Source organism: Rhizomicrobium sp. (assembly GCA_037200385.1).
Classification (GTDB): Bacteria; Pseudomonadota; Alphaproteobacteria; order Micropepsales; family Micropepsaceae; genus Rhizomicrobium.
The window spans coordinates 3324210-3342078 of record JBBCGL010000001.1 but is presented as its reverse complement, the minus strand read 5'-3'; the positions used below and the strand labels follow the sequence as shown (position 1 = coordinate 3342078).

Here is a 17869-nt window from a genome sequence, read left to right as displayed (position 1 = left end):
CGGTTGGATTCGCGGCGCGCGCGTGCTTAGAAGCGCCCATGGCGAAGACGAAGACGGCGACCCTGCCGGCCGATCTGTGGCCGGGCCAGTCCGTCGCCCTGCTCAAGGCGCTGCACATCCTCACGCGCGACGGCGCGCTGAACGCGGATTCGCGGCGCAAGCTCAAACAGGTGCTGCACCTGGCGCAGCTCATCAAGCCGGCGCTGGACGGGGCTTTCGCGCAGCGCGAACAGCCGGTGCTGGCCGATCTGGGCGCCGGCAAGTCCTATCTTGGTTTCGTGCTCTACGACCTTTACTTCGCCAAGCAGGGCCGCGGCAGCGTCGTCGCGATCGAGGCGCGCCACGACCTGATCGAGACCTCGAAACGGATCGCGGCCGAAAGCGGCTTCGAGCGCATGCGCTTCATCGAGAGCAGCATCGCCGACGCCGAGCTGGGCACGGCGGATGTGGTGACGGCGCTGCATGCCTGCGATACCGCGACGGATGAGGCGATCCTCTTTGCCCTGAAGACCGATGCGAAATTCGTCGCGCTGGTGCCGTGCTGCCAGGCCGAGGTCGCGGCGGCGCTCGAAGATTCGAAGAAGAAGGAGCGCCAGCTCTGGCGGCATGCGATCCAGCGCCGCGAGTTCGGCGCGCATCTGACCAATGTGCTGCGTGGCCTCTTCCTTGAGGCGCATGGCTACAAGGTGCGGGTGACGGAGCTCACCGGCCTCGAGCATTCGCTCAAGAACGAGTTCATCTTCGCCGAACGCCACCAGCGCGCCAATGCGGCCGCGCGCGCGGAGTACGAAAGACTGGCCGAGCAGTTCGGCGCTACGCCGTCTCTCTTGAAATTTCCCGGATCGTAAGCCCGAGCGGGACCAGCGCGAGAAGCTGCGCCGCGATGGCGACCGTCGCCAGCGCCGCCAGCGAGCGGTCGTACAGCGCTCCGAGCAGCGCGCTGCCCGCGAACCACGCGATGCCGTAGATCGCCGAGAACAGGCCATAGGCGCGGGCGCGGATCGCCTGCGGGACGAGCTTGGCCACCGATGCCGACATCAGCGCGTTCTGCGTCCCGATCGCGAGACCCCACAGCACGGTGCCGATCAGTGCCGCCGTGGCGCCGCCGAAGAAGACCAGCGGCGTGGTCGCGGCGCCTGCAAGCACCGCGGGCACCAACACGATCAGGCCGCGGCGGTCGAACAACAGCCCGAACACCAGCGCCCCGACGCCGGATGCGGCCATGGCGCCGGCATAGAAGATCGGGATGAGCGCCGGCGACACCGTCCCGGCGCGGCTGAAGTGGAACGCAATCAGCGAGAAATCGGCAAAGCCGAAGCCGAGCAGCGCGGTGCTGGCGGTGTAGAGCCAGAAGGCCCGTGTCAGCACCGGCGGAACGTCGTTCTTCGACGGCGGCGCGACATGTCCTGCAAAGCGATAGCGCACCACGATGGCGCCCAGGGTCAGCAGGGTCAGCACCGCCGGCACGCCCAGCCAGGCATAGGCCGCGTGGTAATCGCCGTGCCGGGCCAGCACCGTCGCGGTGATCAGCGGCCCGATGATGGCGCCGGTCTGGTCGAGCGCTTCCTGCAGGCCGAAGGCCCAGCCCTGCCCGATCACGTCGCCGGCTTTGGCTTGCATGGTGTTGGTCGCCGGGCTGCGCACCGCTTTACCCGCACGCTCCAGCATCACGAACAGTGCCGCGACGCGCCAGTCGAAGGCGAAGGCCATCAGCGGCACCGCGATCATGGTCAGGACATAGCCGCCGATCGCGAGCGGCCAATAGGCGCCGGTGGCCTGCGCCACCCGGCCCGACAGAAGCCGGATCAGATAGCCCGCCAGCTCGCCGCCGCCCGCGATGACGCCGACTGCGGCGCCGCTCGCGCCCAAAAGACCGAGGAACGGGCCGTTGATCCCGCGCATGCCTTCATAGGCCATGTCGGCGAACAGGCTGACGATGCCGAAGGCGACGATGAAGGCGGTGGCGCTGCGGCGGTCGAAGGTCCGGTCCATCTCAGCCCATCTTGCCGTGCAGCACGGCGAGCCCGCGCGCGAGGACCGGATCGTCGCCGGCTTCGCGGGCGAGGTCGACCGGAATCGGCGGCGTCCATTTCTCGCGTGGCGTTCCGTCGAGATGATAGAGGCGTTCGACCGGGAATTGCACGGTGATGCCGCTCCCGGGGAGCGTGAAGCCCTGCGTCGCGCCGCATAACCCGGCCATGCGCGTGCCGACGACGGTCGCGCGCTTGAGGCCGTCGAAGCCGATGGTCATCCCCTCGCCCATGCTGCCGGTCCAGCGGCCGCATAGCACGACCAGCGGCTGGGTGACGGTCTCGCCGCGGCTGCGCACCCAGCGCGTCCAGCCGTCCTTGGGAAAGCTCTTGCCGGGCGCCGGATCGAAGACGCGCTGATAGCCCGGCCGGCCGGTGACGAAACGGCCCAGGATCGGCTCGGCGACATCGGTGTTGCCGCCGCTCGGCGTGTTGCGCAGGTCGAGGATCAGGCCGCGCGCATCGCGCGCCTGTTCGAGCGCCCGGTCGAAGGCCGGCACCAATGCGCTGTCGCCGAGGCTGTTCTCGATCCGGATGCAGGCGATGGCGTCGAAACGGCGCAACGTCAGCGGCGGACCGCTCGGTTCGGCGCGATGCGGCGGCAGCGCGATGGGCTTTTCGCCCGCGGCATCGCGCAGCGTGAAGACGCGTCGCGCCTCATGCGTGCCGGCGAGCAGGACGCGCAGCGTGTAGTCGTCCGCTTCGGGATCATGCGCCGCCAACGCGCGCGGCGCATGCGCCGCCACTGCCTGCGCGGCCGGCACGCCGCCGATCGCGACGACCTCGTCTCCGGCCCGCGCCCCGGCGCGCATCAGGCCGCTGCCGGGCCGCACCGCTTCGATGACGGCGCGGCCCCGGTGGAACGCGGCCCAGGCCTCCGCGCCGGTCGGCACGAGCTGCGGCGAAGCGCTGTTGTTCACCCCAGCCTCGACATGGTGGTCGTGCAGCTCTGCGAGACAGCGCTCCAGCACGCCCAGGAAGACATGCGGGTCGCAGGCGTTGCCGGCCTGCGCGACATAGAGCGCGCGCATCCGGTCCAGATCGACATGACGGTCGGGCAGATAGGCGTAGCGCGCCGCGATCTGGCCGATCAGCCATTCGATGTCGGCAGCATTGGCCTTGGCGTCCGTGCATTGTCCGGCGAATGCGGGAAAGGGAAGCGTGGCGGCCATCAGCGCGAAGAGCAGGTCCCTGCGATTCATGCGCCGCAGGGTTACGGTCCCCCCGGCACCGGCGCAAGGTCAAATCACCCGCAGCCTGGGCCCGGGCATCTGCGGCGATGCCTGGCCAAGTTCATCGCGCTCGAATTCCGCGATCCAGGCGTCGTAGGAATCGGGCGCGCCGGCACGGCTGTGGAAGTAGAGCCGCTGGGCCAGCGCCTTGGCGGGCGACGTCCGCAGGAAGGCGTTGATCAGGATGTTGGATGGCGCGGTGTCGAGCAGGCGGCGCAGCATCAGCTTGGCGCGGAAGCGCGGCGCTTCGCGCGCGAGCTGCGCCACCGGATGAGGCCCGCGATCGCCCAGGTAATCCGAAACGAGCTGCGCGCTGCGCCGCCCGAAATGCAGCGCGGTATGGATGCCGCCGCCGGTCACCGGCGAGACCATGCCCGCGGCATCGCCGACCAGCAGCACCCGGTTGGTGCCCAGATGCTTCAGCGTGCCGCCGCTGGGGATCAGGCCGCTGCGGCGCTGGCGGACGCGGATCTGGCGGATGTCGCAGACGCTCTTGAGGCGGCGCAGCAAAAGGCCGAGCTCGGGCCGGTGCGGCCGTTTCGCCGCGACGCCGATCTGGGTCGCGTCCACCCCGGGCACCACCCAGGCGATATAGCCGGGCGCGATGCGGCTGTCGGCGAAGCAATGCAGGAAGCGCGGATCGAGATCCGCCAGCGGCTCGCATTCGATCTCCAGCCCGGCAAGGAAATCGGTGTTGCGGCTCAGGCCGAAGAGCTCGGCGACGCGCGAGCGCGCCCCGTCCGCCCCGATCAGGAAGCTGGCATGCAGCCCCAGCCCGGTGAGCGCCACGCCGCGCGCATGCTCGACCGCGCCGTCGAATTTGCGGCCATAGAGCAGGGTCGCGCCGGCCCGCTCCGCCTCGCCCGCCATCCAGCGCAGCACGCCGGCGGTGTCGGTCGCCTGGAAGAAATAGCCGGGCGCGGACAGGTCGAGGTGCCTGTCGTTGGGCGCGTAGAGCCGCACGCCGCGGACCTTGCGCATCAGCCGCGCCGGCAGGTCGAAATCGTCGCTGGCTTCCTTGACCACGATGCCGGTGGTGCGGGCGCCGGGCTCCGGCTTGGAGTCGACGACGGCGACTTTGAGGCCGCGCAGCGCCGCGGTGCGGGCGCAGGCCAATCCGGCAAAACTGCCGCCGACGATGACGAGGTCGTAACGTTGGATCATGGCTCCCTCCCGCAGGAGGGATAAGCCTGGCCCGCGCGTTAGGCGGGATTGTGACGCAACTTTTCACCTCCCCGGAGGGGAGGTGGAATCACATGCGCAACGTCGCCCCGGTCGCCTTGCCCACCGCCGCGACGATCTTCGCCGCGAGGGCTTCGATCTCCGGCTCGGTCAGTGTCCGGTCCTTGGGCTGGAGGCGCACCGCGATGGCGAGCGATTTCCGGCCCTCCGGCATGCCCTTGCCCTCGTAGACATCGAACAGGATCGCGCTCTCGATCAGGTTGCGGTCGGCGCCCCTGGCGGCGCGCAGGACTTCGTCGGCGCTCACCTTGGCATCCACCAGGAACGCAAAGTCGCGCTCGACGGCCTGATAGGGCGACGGCATGAAGACGGCGCGGGCCTTGCCCTTGGCTTTCGCTTCCGGGATGGCATCGAGATTCACTTCGAAGGCCGCGACCGGGCCCTCGAGGTCGAAGGCGGCCAGGATCTTCGGGTGGATCTCGCCGAAGGTCGCCAATGTCTTGGGGCCGAGCGCCAGCGTGCCGGACCGGCCGGGATGATACCAGGCCGGCGCCCCCGCCTTCACCGGCGCGGTCATTGCCGCACCCGTGGCGGCTTCCAGCACCGCCAGCATGTCGGCCTTGACGTCGAACACGTCGGCGGGACGGGCGGACTTGCTCCAGTTGCGCGCCCCTTCGCCGGTGCGGATACCCGCGGCGATGGTCGCCTGGGCGCCCGGCATGCCGCTGCCGAACTGCGCGCCGACTTCGAACAGCATCAGATCGTGGAAGCCGCGCGCGGCGTTGCGCTTGGCGGCCGCCAGCAAGGAGGGCAGCACGCTGGGACGCAGCGCGTCGAGATCGGCGGCGATGGGGTTCGACACCTGGCGCGCGTCGTCGCCGCCGCCGAACAGCGCCGCATCGGCGCGCGCGATGAAGGAGAAGCTCACCGTCTCGTTGAAACCGCGCGCCGCGATGGCGCGGCGGACGGCACGGGTGCGGCGCTGGCCCGGCGTGAGCGTCGGCTTGGCCACCGCATTGCCGCGCGACAGCGGCGCCGACGGCACCTTGTTGAGCCCATGGATGCGGATCACCTCCTCGACCAGATCGGCGCGGCCGACGATGTCGCTGCGCCAGGACGGCGGCTGAACCTTCAACAGCGCACCGGCGTCTTCGACGGTGAAGCCGAGGCGCTCGAGGATCGCGACGCAGTCCGTCTTCGGCACGGCGAGGCCGCCGAGCTTGGCGACATAGTCCGGATGGAAGTCGATGCTGCGCTCCCACGGGGCCGGCGCGCCCGCGACCACGATCTCCGACGGTTCGCCGCCGCAGAAGTCGAGGATCATCCGGGTCGCCAGCTCGAGGCCCGGCAAGGTGAACTCCGGATCGACGCCGCGCTCGAAGCGGTAGCGCGCGTCCGAGCTGATGCCGAGCTTGCGGCCGGTGCGGGCGATGGCGATCGGATCGAACAGCGCCGATTCGACGAACACCTCGGTGGTGGCTTCGGTGCAGGACGACGCTTCGCCGCCCATCACGCCGCCGATGCCTTGCGCGCCCGCATCGTCGGCGATCACGACCATCTGGGGATCGAGCGTATAGGTCTTGCCGTCCAGCGCCAGGAGCTGTTCGCCGTCCCTGGCGAGGCGGGCGCGCAGCTCGCCTTTGAGCTTGGCGGCATCGAACACATGCAGCGGCCGGCCGCGATCCAGCGACAGGAAATTGGTGACGTCGACCAGGGCGGAGATCGGACGCAGGCCGACGGCTTTGAGCCAGTCCTGCAGCCATTTTGGCGACGGGCCGTTCTTCACGCCGCGGATCAGGCGGCCGGCGAACATCGGCGCGGCGTCCGTCTCGGTCGCGGTCGTGATCGGCGACGGGAATTTTCCCGGCACGGGCGAAAGATCGCCGGCGCGCAAGCGGCCGATGCCGGCGGCCGCGAGGTCGCGCGCCACGCCATAGACGGCGGTGCAGTCGCCGCGATTGGGCGTCAGGTTGATCTCGATCACCGGATCGCTGAGGCCGAGCGCGACGCTCGCCTTTTCGCCGACCTTGGCCTCGGCGGGCAGCTCGATGATCCCGTCATGGTCCTCGCCGAGCAGCAGCTCGCGCGCCGAGCACATCATGCCGCGCGATTCCACGCCGCGGATGGTGCCGATCTTGAGGGCTTCGCCGGTGACCGGGATCACGGTGCCCGGGCGCGCCAGCACGACCTTTATGCCCGCGCGCGCGTTGGGCGCGCCGCAGACGATCTGAAGAGGCTCCTTGTCACCGGCATCGACCATGCACAGCCGCAGCTTGTCGGCATTGGGATGCTTTTCGGCCGTGATCACTTCGCCGACGATGAAATCCTTCAGCCGCGCGCCGGCATCCTCGATGCCTTCGACCTCGAGCCCGATATCGGTGAGCTTGGCTGCGATGACGTCGAGCTCCGCATCGGTGTCGAGCGGCGCCTTGAGCCAGGAGAGCGGGAATTTCATGGCGAAGACCTCCCCCCAATGACTTTTCCTCCCCCGTGGTTACGGGGGAGGGGGACCATCGCGAAGCGATGGTGGAGGGGGGAGACACCGCGCCAGCCCCCTCCGTCTCGCACGCTGCGCGTGCGAGCCACCTCCCCCGTGGTTACGGGGGAGGAAAGGCCGTGCGTCCTCATCGGCTGAGCCCTCCGTCGAGCGAAGGCAGATCCAGCGCCGCGAAGCCATAATGGCGCAGCCAGCGCAGGTCGGACTCGAAGAACGAGCGGATGTCGGGGATGCCGTATTTGAGCATGCCGAGCCGATCGATGCCGCCGCCGAAGGCGAAGCCCTGGTACTTCGTCGGATCGATGCCGCACATCTCCAGCACGCGTGGGTTGACCATGCCCGAGCCGCCGAGCTCCAGCCAGTCATTGCCCTGGCCGAAGGTGATCTTGCCGGGCACCGAGCGGTCGCAGCGCAGATCCCATTCCACGGACGGCTCGGTGAAAGGGAAATAGCTCGGCCGGGCGCGCAGTTCGACCTTGTCGACCTCGAAGAACGCCTTGCAGAACTCCTCGATGGTCCATTTGAGATGGCCCAGATGGGTGTCCTCGTCGATCACCAGCAGCTCGAACTGGTGGAACATCGGCGAATGCGTCGCGTCGCTGTCGACGCGATAGGTGCGGCCCGGCGCCACGATGCGGATCGGCGGCTTCTGCTTGAGCATGGTGCGCACCTGCACCGGCGAGGTGTGGGTGCGCAGGATGTGCTGGCTGCCGTCCGCCTGCCTGGCCAGGTAGAACGTGTCCTGCATCTGCCGCGCCGGATGATCGGGCGGCATGTTGAGGCGGGTGAAATTGTAGTCGTCATACTCGACATCCGGACCTTCACCGATCGCGAAGCCGAGGTCGCCCAGGATGGTGGTGATCTCGTCGAACACCTGGGAGACCGGATGGATCGAGCCTTGCGGCTCGGGGCGGGGCGGCAGGGTGACGTCGATGGTCTCGGAGGCGAGGCGCGCATCGAGCGCGGCATCGGCCAGCGCGACCTTGCGCGCCGCGATGGCCTCGCCGACCTTGTCGCGCAGGCCGTTGATCAGCGGGCCTTGTGCCTTGCGCTCTTCCGGCGTCATCGCGCCGAGCGTCTTCAGAAGCTCGCTGATCGAGCCCTTCTTGCCCAGCGCGGAGACGCGCAGCGCCTCCAGCGCGGCTTCGTCGGAAGCCGCCGCCACCGCGCCCAGGATGTCGCGTTCGAGTGCCTGAATGTCGCTCATCTGAAATCCCTGAAACGGAATGGCTTGGACCATGGACCTCGGCGGTTGCCAAGGCCCTGGAAAGCTCCGATGGGATTTCGACTTAACCCAGCGACGGCGCGTTGGCCGCTGCCTGATCCACCAGAGCCTTGAAGGCATCGGGCTCGTGCGTGGCGAGATCGGAGAGGACCTTGCGGTCGATCTCGATGCCCGCCGTGGCGAGCCCGCTGATAAATCGGCTGTAGGTGATGCCGTAGAGGCGGCAGCCGGCGTTGATGCGCTGGATCCAGAGGGCGCGGAAATTGCGCTTCTTCTCCTTGCGGCCGATGTAATTGTGCTGCAGCGAGCGGTCGACCGCGGCATTGGCCGAGGTGATCGTGTTCTTGCGGCGGCCATAGAAGCCCTTGGCGGCCTTGAAGACCTTCTTGCGGCGGGCGTGGCTGGGTACGGAACGGGGGGCGCGTGACATGGCTCAGATTCCTCCGCCGTAGGGCATCCAGCGCTTGACGCGCTGGGTCTCGGACTTCGACAGAAGGTCCGTGCCGCGCAGGTCGCGGGTGCGGGCCGGCGAGTTGTTGATCAGCCGGTGGCGCTTGCCGACCTGGTGGGTCTTGATCTTGCCGGTCGCGGTGAACTTGAAGCGCTTTTTGGCGCCCGATTTGGTCTTCATCTTGGGCATTTTGCGGGTCTCCTTGGCTCGGATGAGCCGGTTCGCTTTACGAGCCGCCAAGGCATGCCCTGCCTGGCCGCTCACGAAAGAGCGCGCGTCTTAAAGGGGCCGGCTTTCCATTGCAAGGCGGGAAGCGTCCTCCCGCCGCAGCGCTGCCGCTCATTTCATCCTCGATGAAACGTTCTTTTGAGCCCGCAAGGCCGCTGGGGGGCAAGGCCGAGAGAGTCTGCATCATACAAGCTATTGTTTTTGCGGAATAAATTCTGCACCGGCACGTTCTCATGCTCCGGCGGCGGTATGGTGGCCGGTCCCGCGCCGACCTCAACCGTCATGCGGCCTTGCCGTGGCGTCGCGAACCACCCAGGCGCCGCAAATTGGGCTAGATCAGTGGGCCCTATTCAGGCCGCCCATGTCCCTCCGCGAAGTGTTGCATCTGTTTCGCCGGCTCGACGCCTGGCTGATCTGGCCGGCGCTGCTGCTTGTCATATATGGCGAGCTCGCCCACGCGCCGGTCCTGGCCGACGTGGAAGTCCATGTCTGGGACAAGGCGCTCCATTTCACCGCCTATTTCGGCCTCGCATTGATGACGACCATCGCGGCGCGGGCGGAGCGGCGGGCGCTGTGGTGGGCCCTGGGGCTCATCGCGCTCGGCGGCACGCTCGAGATCGTGCAGGGGATGACGGGGCGCGACGCCGACATCTTCGACGAGCTGGCGAACACGCTGGGCGTCTGCGGCGGGGCTGGCCTCGCCTGGACGGGTGTCCTGCTGCTGAAGGCCCGCAAGCTTGTTGACGGCGAGCCTTAGGGCCTAATATTTCGCCCTGCGTTCAAGGGCTTCAGGCATGTTCAAGGAATTCCGCACCTTCGTGGTGCGCGGCAATGTGATCGATCTGGCGGTCGGCGTGATCATCGGCGCTTCGTTCACCGGGATCGTCAATTCGCTGGTCAAGGACGTGCTGCTGCCGCCGATCGGCCTGCTGCTGGGCGGCATCGATTTCTCGAACTTCTTCCTCGTGCTCAAGGGCAATCGCGACCTCGGCACGCTGAAGGCCGCGGCCGATGCCGGGGCGGTGACGCTGAACTACGGCCTCTTCATCAATACGGTCCTGAACTTCCTGATCGTCGCCTTCGTGCTGTTCCTGCTGCTGCGCCAGATCAACCGGCTGAAGACGCCGCCGCCCGAGGCGCCCGCCGAGGCGCCGGAGGATATCCGCCTGCTGCGCGAGATCCGCGACGCCTTGAACGCCAAACGAACGTAACCGCGCGCCCCGCCCGAGCGAATTGCGGGACGAAGGAGAACAACATGACCGTCAAGAAAACCGACCAGGACTGGAAGACCGAACTCGACGACGCGCAGTACTATGTCCTGCGCCAATGCGGCACCGAGCCGCCGGGCTCCAGCCCGTTGAACCACGAGAAGCGTGCGGGGGACTTCCTCTGCGCGGGCTGCGGTGCGGCGCTCTACGATTCGTCGACCAAATATGAGAGCGGCTCGGGCTGGCCGAGCTTCTACAAGGCCAAGGACGGCGCGGTGGCGACCAAGACCGACGCCAGCCTCGGCATGGTGCGCGACGAGGTCACCTGCGCCAATTGCGGCGGCCATCTGGGACACGTCTTCCCCGACGGGCCGAACCCGACCGGTCTGCGCTACTGCATGAACGGCACGGCGCTGAAGTTCGAGCCGAAATCCTGATGTTCGAAGGCGCGCGCCCGTCCGGCAGCAAGCCCGAGATCTACCGTGAGCTGGCGCTCATGGCGGAAGGGCTGTTCCGCGGCGAGCGCGACGCCATCGCCAATGCCGCCAACCTGTCGGCCTTGCTCTGGATGGGATTGCCGGATCTGAACTGGGCCGGATTCTATTTCCTGAAAGATCCGGGACTCGTGCTGGGTCCCTTCCAGGGCAAGCCCGCCTGCGTGCGGATCGAGATCGGTCGCGGTGTCTGCGGGACGGCGGCGCAGCGGCGCGAAACCGTCCTGGTGCGCGACGTCGACGCGTTTCCCGGCCACATCGCCTGCGATGCCGCATCGCGCTCCGAAGTCGTCGTGCCGCTGCTCGTGCAAGGCGAACTGCGCGGCGTTCTCGATCTCGACAGCCCGCTGACGGACCGGTTCGACGCGGAGGATGCGCGCGGGCTGGAAACGCTCGCCGCGCTCTGGGCGGCGGCGAGCGACCCGGTCTGACCTACTCTTCGTCGCCGCCGGCGGCGTGGCTCGCGGCCTCGGCTTCGGCCGCCGCCAAATCCTTGCCCTCGGGCCCATCCAGCGCATCCTCGGCCGCCTTGCCGAGGGCGGCGATCTGGCCGCGGTGCGATTTGACGAACGTCTCCTGGCTCTCGCGGAAGCGCTTCGAGGCCTTGTAATTGCCCTCGCCGAATTCGCCGCGGCCGGCTTTGCGCTTGGCCGCCGTCTTGGCCGGGCGCTTCGCCGTCTTCGCCACGGTCTTCTTCGCCGCCGCTTTGCGTGGTGCGGACCGCTTGGCGGCCTTCTTGGCTTTCTTGGCCGTCTTCGCCGGCGTCTTGCGCGTCGCCGCCTTCACGCTCCGCTTCGCAGCCTTCTTCGCCTTCTTGGCTGCTTTCTTCGGAGCCTTCTTTTTGGTCTTCGCCACCATATATCCGTCTCCTTGCTTCGAAATCTATTTGCCCTTGGTGACCAGGCCGGTCACTTCGCTGACCGCGCCTGCGACCGCCTTCCTGGCCTTGCGCACCGCCGACTTGACCTTGCGCGTTACCGTCTGGACGGTGGTCTTCGTCTTTTTAGCGACCTTCTTGGCCTTCGTCTTCGCCTTGGTCGCGGTTTTCTTCGCGACCTTCTTCTTTTTCGTTGCCATAGCCCTCTCCTTTGTGATGCGCACAGCGCGAATCGGATCAACGATCAGAGAGTGTGATTGTTCCGCGCGCTTGTGAAGTGAAGCGCGGCGATCAACGCCATGCCGATCAGCAAAGACACGCTGCCGAGCACGATCGCACCATGCACATTGTCGTCGGCGACGACGCGCGAGGCGGCGAAAGGGCCGAGTGCGCCGGCCAGCACCTGCGTGCTGCCGCCCAGCACGGCGGTGCGCCGCGAAGGATCGACCTCGATGGTCATCGGCACGATGAAAGCGGCGATCAGGATGCTGACGAAGCCGCCGAGCGCGTTGGCGGCGATGAAGATCCAGCCCGCCGGATGGCCCAGGAAGACGAGCCAGGTGGCGATCGTGACCACGGTCGAGACGGCGAACACCGTCAGCCAGCGGATATGGCCGGCCAGGACGGTCGAGGCCGCGCCACCCGCGATCTGCGCCGCCAGCGACACCCAGATCGCGGTGCGCGCGACGTCGGCCGACAGGCCCGCCTCCAGCGCCAGCGGCACGAGATAGACGCCGACCGTGCTGCTGGCGCCGATGAAGATGAGGGTGGCGAACAATGCGAACCAGCCGCGCCGCGGCGGCGCGCCGCTTTCGGACTCCGATTGCGGCAGCGGCGCATAGGATGCCGGCAGGAAGACTGCGATCGCGATGCCGGCGACACCGGCCAGCGCCAGCATCGCAAAGCCGCCATCGGCGCCATAGGCCGGCAGCACCCATTCGGCACAGAGCAGCGCGGCGACGAGCTGGCCGGCGGTCAGGGCGGCGAAAAAGATTCCGGCCCAGCGTTCCGGCGTCACGGTGCGTGCGATCATCGCGGTGGTGAGCCACAGCAGGATGCCCTCGGGCACGCCGGCCAGGGTGCGGACCAGCAGGATGCCGCCGTCATGCGCCTGCAGGCTCGCGAAGTCGGCGCCCGCGAGAACCAGCGCCGCCGTCGCCCCGATCCCTTTGAGATGGCGCGGCGGCAGGAGGATGCCGGCGGCGGCCGTGGTGAGGCCCATGGTAAGGCCTTCGAAGGTCGCGCTCAGTCCCATGCCCGCGGCGGAGAGCCGGTGCTCTTCGCCCAGCGCGCCCAGCAGCGCCGGCAGGATTCCGGCGAACAGCAGCGCGATGACGCCCAGCGCGAGTGCCGCGACCGCTTCGCCGAGCGGCAGGTCGGGGCCGACCGCCTCATGCACCATGGGACTGTCCGGCGACTCGCTCATGCCGTCCTTTGTAGCGGTTCGCACGCCGCCGTGATCAGTAGCCGGCGTGCAGGCGCAGGCCGAACACCGAGACCGGGCCGCGATCGCTGTTGTAGGCAGGGTTGCGGATCCACTGGTAGTCGACCGCGACGCTCAGCCAGTCCGTCGCGGCGGCGCTATAATAGGTCTCGATGATGTTCTCGTCGCCCGGATGGGGCAGGGCGCCGTCGCCGATCAGGATGCCGAGTCCGCCGGCCGCGAAGTAGCGCTGCGCCGCGCGCGAGATCGCATTGTCCACGCCGGCGATGGCGACGGTGTCCGCCGGACGGCCCCAGGCATCGCCCTTGAGCGACAGGCCGAGCACCAGGCTGCGGTTGATCTCGGTGAACTCGAAGGCTTCCTTGCTGCCGTCGTCGAGGCCGAAGCGCAGGAAGGCCGACCAATGGTCGGCGATCTCCTGTTCGGCGTTCAGCGCGAAGCCCGCGCGGTCGGCGGGGCGGCGCACCAGCGCGGTGTCCGGCGCCGTATGCGTCGCGGCGCCCAAGGCGACGGCGTCCGCGTAAGAGCCCATCCGTCCGCGATTGAGGAAACCCAGCAGCTTGAGGACGCCCGGCCGGCCGAGCCAGGACTGCCGCGCCTCGAACTCGCTCACGATCTCGTACTGGCCGAAGCCGCGCACCAGCTGCGTCGTGTTGGGGACCCGCGAGAGGTCGAAGATGCCGGTGCGCCAGGTCCACCAGCCTTGCGTCCACTCGGCGGCGGCGCCGTAGCTGTAGCCCCAGGCGTCGGCCGCATAGTCGAAGGCGCCGGTGTCGATCACCGACCAGTTCAGGAAATCCGCCTTGGGATCGTGCGCCAGGCTGTTGCCGTCGAACAGATCGGGGACGGAGAATTTGCCTGCGGTCAGGACCAGCGTGTCCGCGCTGTGCGTGCCGCCGAGCTGGTTGGCGCCCGGCGCGACCGAAACCGCCTCGCCGCCGAGGTCGAAGGTCTGGCGGAAAAAGAGCCGCTGCAGGCGGAAATAGGGCACCGACTTGCCGACCTTGTAGGCCTCACCGCTGGGGAATCCCGCGACGCCCAGCGTATTGGAAAGCCCAAACCCCTGGTCGATCTCGGGATCGACGTAGATCTCGCCGCCCTGCCAAAGGCGGGCGCCGGCGAACAGGGTGACGTCGACCGTCTCCTTGCCGACGCTGACCGGATCCAGGCTGTTGGCGCCCTGGAAGGCGGAGTGGAAGGCCGGCTGGTATTGCCAGACCAGCGTCGCCTGTGCGTGAAGCGACCAGGTCTCCGGCGCCTCGTCGGCATATGCCGGCACCGCCGCCGACAGGGCGGCGACCAGAGCCAGCGCCGAACACGTCGCGCGGGCGTCTCTCATGGCCGCAGCGCAGCCAGCAGGTCGTAGGCGCGGTTCACCAGGACGGAGAAATGCCCCTCGCCGGTGTAGAAGGTCGCCGTCGCATTGCGCATGCGCCGCGCCATCAGCCGCGCCGGACCGACCGGCATGATGCGGTCCTCATCGCCATGCCAGACGAAGATGCGCGGCACGGAAATTCCCGCGATGTCGAAGCCCCAGGGCCGCACCAGGCGCTCGATCTCGGCCCGGTTGCCGGCGCCCGACTGGCGCGCCGTCTCCATCATGGTGCGGGCCAGCACGTTGCGCAGCGCGGCGACCTGCATCAGCCGCTCGTCCTCGCCGCCCAGCCAATGGGCCACCCGCAGCATCCGGTTGCGCACCATGTCCTCCTGCGGCTCGCCGTCGGGACGGAATTGCTGCAGGCGGCGGCGCAGATAGCCGGGAAAGCGATAGGCGACCCACCAGGCGAGGCGGCGCACCCGCGGGCCGGTGCGGCGCGCGACTTCCGGCGGCGGCACGGCGCTGACCAGCGAACAGGCGGTGACGCGGTCCTTCAGCACATGGGCGCAGGCCAGCGCATAGGGACCGCCGGCCGACATGCCCTGCACCGCGAAGCGTTCGATGCCGAGCTGGTCGGCGGCCTCGGCGACGTCGGCCGGCCAGTCGAGCAGCCGGTCGCCGCTCTTGGGATCCGAATAGCCGATGCCGGGCCGGTCGAGCGCGATCACCCGAAGGCCGAGCTGGTTGGCGGCGTCTTCCAGCATCAGGGCCTCGAGACGCGACGAGCCGTGGCCGTGGAAGTGGAACACGACCGGGCCGCCCGCCCGGCCGACGTCGAGATAGGCGAGCTTGCGCCCGTCCTTCAAGGTCAGCGCCGCGTAAGGTTCGCCCAGTCCGACCTCGCCCATCAGCCCCGTCTCGTGTTGATCGTGGTGCCCGCCTTGAGCGCCAGCGTCACCGGCGTGCGCTCGGCGATGTCGGCGAGGCGGGCGCGCTGCGTCTCGTCGAGCGGGCCTTCGATGTGCAGGACGCGCTCGACGCGGAACGCCGCGTCGTCGCGATAATATTCGAGATCGACGACAAGCCCCGTCAACGGCCAGCCCTTGCGCTCGGCATACATGCGCAGCGTGATCGCGGTGCAGGCGCCGAGCCCCGCCAGCACGAAGCCGAAAGGCGACGGGCCGCCATCGCCGCCGCCGGCCGACACGGATTCATCGGCGATGAGGTCGTGATGCCCGACGCGCAGTTCGGTGCGATAGCGCGCCTCGGCCTGGTGGGCGCGGGCGCGCGCGACCAGGCGGCTTCCACTCTGCGGTTCGCTCATGCGTTCTCTCCGGGACCATCGGCGGCGACCGCCTTGGCACGACGCAGCACCGGCGCGTCCTGCGGTCCTACCAGATGTGCGATGCCGGCGGCCAGAGAGGATGGGAGATATCGCCGCACCGTTCCGTCACCGGCCCCAGGTCGCGATTGCGCCCGGCCGGTGTCACGGGGCGGCGTCCGGCAGCACCGTGACCTTGGTGATGGTGATCGGATCGACCGGCGCGGCGCCGGGCATGGGACCATGATCGCCCAGCGGCACGGTGGCGATCTTGTCCACCACCTCCATGCCGCCCACCACCTGGCCGAACACGGCATAGCCGGTGGCGTTGGCGGTGTCGCCGGCTTGCCGGTCGAGCGCGGTGTTGTCCGCGAGATTGATGAAGAACTCCGCCGTGGCGCTGTCGGGTTCGGCTCGCGCCATCGCCACCGTGCCGCGCAGATTGCCGAGGCCGGCCTCGAGCGGGATCGGCGCATGCGTCGGACGCGTCTGCAGATCGGCGGTCCAGCTGCCGGCCTGGATCACGAAGCCCGGCACCACGCGATAGACCACCGTGCCGTCGAAATGGCCTTCCTTCGCGTAGCGCAGGAAGTTGGCGACGGTCAGCGGCGCATGTTCCGGATCGAGCTGTAATGTGATGTCGCCCATCGACGTCTGGATCAGGACTTTGGGACCTTGGACGGGGGCTGGCGCATCGGCTGCGACGGCGGCACCACCGGCGACAAGCGCGAAGACCGTGGCGAACAGGAAATGCAGGACGCGCATGTCGGGCCGTGGCTGGAAGCTGCGCGGCGAACTTATCGGCGCGGGGCCGGGCCGGCAATCACGGCCGGCATGACAGGAATGCCCCGGCAAAAGCTTCCGCATGCCGGTCCACAATTGCCCGACTTGTCGCAAGACTCTGCCGGATAAGAAATCGCTAAGGCTGTTATTCGCGCGGCCGGTGCCGCATTGCCGGGGCATGTCTTCTGCAGGACCCGGGAAACCATCGGTGCAACGGCGCCGATTGCGGCCCAGCGGAGCAGCCTCATGTCCATAAGCAGTGTCGGTGCGGCAGGCGGGCTCAGCCAAGGCCTTGCCGCGCTTCTGGCGCAACTCACCGGCACGAAGGCAAGCGCCGGCGCAACCGGCACGCCGCCGGCCGCTTTCGCCGATTGCGCCGCGCCGCCGCCGCAAGGCGCGGCCGACACGGCGCTGACCGGAAGCGCCAAGGGATCGCTCAGCGACGAGATCCTCGCGCTGCTGACACAGCTGCAGCAACAGGCCGGCACGCAGACCGCCGCGGCGGGCAGCAGCACCGGCCTTGCGACGATGTCCGCCTCGACCGCGATCACCGCGGCCAGCTCGGCATCCGATCCGCTCGGCCAGCTCTTCGCGGCGATGGACGGCGACGGTGACGGCACGGTCTCGCAGAGCGAGATGGAGACCTACATCGAGAAACAGGGCGGTACTGCCGCGCAGGGCGACGCCCTGTTCGCCGGCCTCGATCCGAGCGGCTCGGGCAATCTCACGCAGACCCAACTGGCGAACGATCTGCAGCAGGCGCAGGGCACGGGCGGTGCGGCGCCGCATCACCACCATCACCATCGGCCGCCTTCGGCCGACCAGGTCGGCAATGACCTGCTGCAGGCCATGGACGGCGATGGCAGCGGCGCGGTCGACCAATCCGAGTTCGAAAACTTCGTGACGGGGCTCGGCGGAACGACGGCCCAGGCCGACAGCGACTTCAGCGCCCTCGATCCGACGCAAGCCGGCTCCGTGAACGCCTCGCAATTCGCGAGCGCGGTGGCGGCCTTCCAGGCGGCCGGATTCTCGGGAAGCGGCGGAACCTCGCCGGTTCTGAACCTGCTCGACGCGTTTCGCCAGGATGCCGGCTCTCCGGGGTCGGCGGTCAGCGTGACCGCCTAGACGATGTCCGACGCCCCGCCGGATATGGCTCCTACGGGACGAGCCCGCATGCGTGGTCTGCCGTCAGCAGATGGTAGTGGCCCTGTGCGAGTTTGTCGGCCAGTCCGGGATAATGCGTCTTCAAGAATGCGCGCGCCCCTTCCAGGTTGTTTGAGTAAGAAGGCACAAGCCCCTCCTCGGCGCGCATGAAGGTTACGCTCGTGATGTAGACGACGGTGCCGGGCGGCGCGTCGAAGACAAGCGCCTTTGCACCCGTTTTGCACGGTGCAAAAGCGACTGGGATTCTGCCGCTCTCATCAAACACCTGTTGAAGCTCCAGCGTCCGTCCGGAGCCGGAATGTCCGACGAGGAAGCCGTCCCGCGGCACGTTCATGACGAACGGCGTGAGCGGCACGTGTCGCTGCTCGAACTCGCCGTTCGACACGGAACCTTCGACGATCATCGCGCGCGTCTG

The 17869-nt window shown here is 68.4% G+C and carries 21 protein-coding genes; 6 read left to right on the top strand and 15 right to left on the bottom strand.

Annotated features, from left to right (window positions below; genetic code table 11):
* The first annotated feature begins 38 nt into the window (after nt 1-38).
* A complete protein-coding gene (locus WDM91_15920; protein MEI9996082.1) occupies nt 39-848 on the top strand; it encodes an SAM-dependent methyltransferase in 810 nt (269 codons plus the stop codon).
* On the opposite strand, the gene WDM91_15915 is transcribed toward WDM91_15920, so the two are convergent.
* From WDM91_15915 to rpmI, 7 genes are all read right to left on the bottom strand, one after another.
* Entirely contained in the window at nt 814-1992 is a 1179-nt protein-coding gene (locus WDM91_15915; GenBank protein MEI9996081.1) for an MFS transporter, read from the bottom strand. The genes WDM91_15920 and WDM91_15915 overlap by 35 nt on opposite strands.
* Before the next feature lies 1 nt (nt 1993).
* Complete coding sequence (locus WDM91_15910; GenBank protein MEI9996080.1) at nt 1994-3232, bottom strand: S41 family peptidase; 1239 nt, start codon at nt 3230-3232, stop codon at nt 1994-1996.
* A gap of 39 nt (nt 3233-3271) precedes the next feature.
* On the bottom strand, nt 3272-4426 hold the full coding sequence (locus tag WDM91_15905; protein MEI9996079.1) for an NAD(P)/FAD-dependent oxidoreductase: 1155 nt from the start codon (nt 4424-4426) through the stop codon (nt 3272-3274).
* Nucleotides 4427-4514: 88 nt separating this feature from the next.
* Nucleotides 4515-6899, bottom strand: a complete 2385-nt coding sequence (gene pheT / locus WDM91_15900) for a phenylalanine--tRNA ligase subunit beta (GenBank protein ID MEI9996078.1) — start codon at nt 6897-6899, stop codon at nt 4515-4517.
* A 169-nt stretch (nt 6900-7068) separates the two neighbouring features.
* A complete protein-coding gene (gene pheS, locus WDM91_15895; GenBank protein MEI9996077.1) occupies nt 7069-8148 on the bottom strand; it encodes a phenylalanine--tRNA ligase subunit alpha in 1080 nt (359 codons plus the stop codon).
* 82 nt (nt 8149-8230) lie between these two features.
* Nucleotides 8231-8596 carry a 50S ribosomal protein L20 gene (gene rplT, locus WDM91_15890; GenBank protein ID MEI9996076.1) on the bottom strand — a complete coding sequence of 122 codons (366 nt, stop codon included), beginning with the start codon at nt 8594-8596 and terminating at the stop codon, nt 8231-8233.
* Between the two features lie 3 nt (nt 8597-8599).
* Nucleotides 8600-8806: a 50S ribosomal protein L35 gene (gene rpmI / locus WDM91_15885; GenBank protein MEI9996075.1), complete on the bottom strand. Its 207-nt coding sequence runs from the start codon at nt 8804-8806 to the stop codon at nt 8600-8602.
* Nucleotides 8807-9206: 400 nt separating this feature from the next.
* Here rpmI and WDM91_15880 point away from each other — a divergent pair, with 400 nt between their 5' ends.
* Genes WDM91_15880 through WDM91_15865 form a run of 4 tightly spaced genes read left to right on the top strand, consistent with a single transcriptional unit; the run spans nt 9207 to nt 10978 of the window.
* A complete protein-coding gene (locus tag WDM91_15880) occupies nt 9207-9602 on the top strand; it encodes a VanZ family protein (GenBank protein ID MEI9996074.1) in 396 nt (131 codons plus the stop codon).
* A 37-nt stretch (nt 9603-9639) separates the two neighbouring features.
* Nucleotides 9640-10056, top strand: coding sequence for a large conductance mechanosensitive channel protein MscL (mscL, locus tag WDM91_15875; GenBank protein ID MEI9996073.1), 417 nt, complete (start codon nt 9640-9642; stop codon nt 10054-10056).
* A 44-nt stretch (nt 10057-10100) separates the two neighbouring features.
* A complete protein-coding gene (gene msrB, locus WDM91_15870) occupies nt 10101-10490 on the top strand; it encodes a peptide-methionine (R)-S-oxide reductase MsrB (GenBank protein MEI9996072.1) in 390 nt (129 codons plus the stop codon).
* Nucleotides 10490-10978, top strand: coding sequence for a GAF domain-containing protein (locus WDM91_15865; GenBank protein MEI9996071.1), 489 nt, complete (start codon nt 10490-10492; stop codon nt 10976-10978). Before msrB ends, WDM91_15865 begins: the two co-directional genes overlap by 1 nt.
* Nucleotide 10979: 1 nt before the next feature.
* Here the strand turns inward: WDM91_15865 and WDM91_15860 are convergent, their stop codons facing one another.
* From WDM91_15860 to WDM91_15830, 7 genes are all read right to left on the bottom strand, one after another.
* Nucleotides 10980-11405 (bottom strand): hypothetical protein, encoded by a 426-nt coding sequence (locus WDM91_15860; GenBank protein MEI9996070.1) that lies wholly within the window; start codon nt 11403-11405, stop codon nt 10980-10982.
* Nucleotides 11406-11429: 24 nt separating this feature from the next.
* Nucleotides 11430-11624: a hypothetical protein gene (locus tag WDM91_15855; protein MEI9996069.1), complete on the bottom strand. Its 195-nt coding sequence runs from the start codon at nt 11622-11624 to the stop codon at nt 11430-11432.
* Nucleotides 11625-11668: 44 nt separating this feature from the next.
* Nucleotides 11669-12850, bottom strand: a complete 1182-nt coding sequence (locus tag WDM91_15850; GenBank protein MEI9996068.1) for a hypothetical protein — start codon at nt 12848-12850, stop codon at nt 11669-11671.
* Between the two features lie 34 nt (nt 12851-12884).
* On the bottom strand, nt 12885-14207 hold the full coding sequence (locus WDM91_15845; protein MEI9996067.1) for a carbohydrate porin: 1323 nt from the start codon (nt 14205-14207) through the stop codon (nt 12885-12887).
* Nucleotides 14204-15094 carry an alpha/beta hydrolase gene (locus tag WDM91_15840; protein ID MEI9996066.1) on the bottom strand — a complete coding sequence of 297 codons (891 nt, stop codon included), beginning with the start codon at nt 15092-15094 and terminating at the stop codon, nt 14204-14206. Before WDM91_15840 ends, WDM91_15845 begins: the two co-directional genes overlap by 4 nt.
* On the bottom strand, nt 15094-15510 hold the full coding sequence (locus WDM91_15835; protein ID MEI9996065.1) for an OsmC family protein: 417 nt from the start codon (nt 15508-15510) through the stop codon (nt 15094-15096). Before WDM91_15835 ends, WDM91_15840 begins: the two co-directional genes overlap by 1 nt.
* Nucleotides 15511-15672: 162 nt before the next feature.
* Nucleotides 15673-16272, bottom strand: a complete 600-nt coding sequence (locus tag WDM91_15830) for a peptidylprolyl isomerase (protein MEI9996064.1) — start codon at nt 16270-16272, stop codon at nt 15673-15675.
* Nucleotides 16273-16536: 264 nt separating this feature from the next.
* Between WDM91_15830 and WDM91_15825 the strand changes: the two genes are divergently transcribed.
* Nucleotides 16537-17415, top strand: coding sequence for a hypothetical protein (locus WDM91_15825; protein MEI9996063.1), 879 nt, complete (start codon nt 16537-16539; stop codon nt 17413-17415).
* 31 nt (nt 17416-17446) lie between these two features.
* On the opposite strand, the gene WDM91_15820 is transcribed toward WDM91_15825, so the two are convergent.
* Entirely contained in the window at nt 17447-17857 is a 411-nt protein-coding gene (locus WDM91_15820) for a hypothetical protein (GenBank protein MEI9996062.1), read from the bottom strand.
* Between the last annotated feature and the right edge of the window lie 12 nt (nt 17858-17869).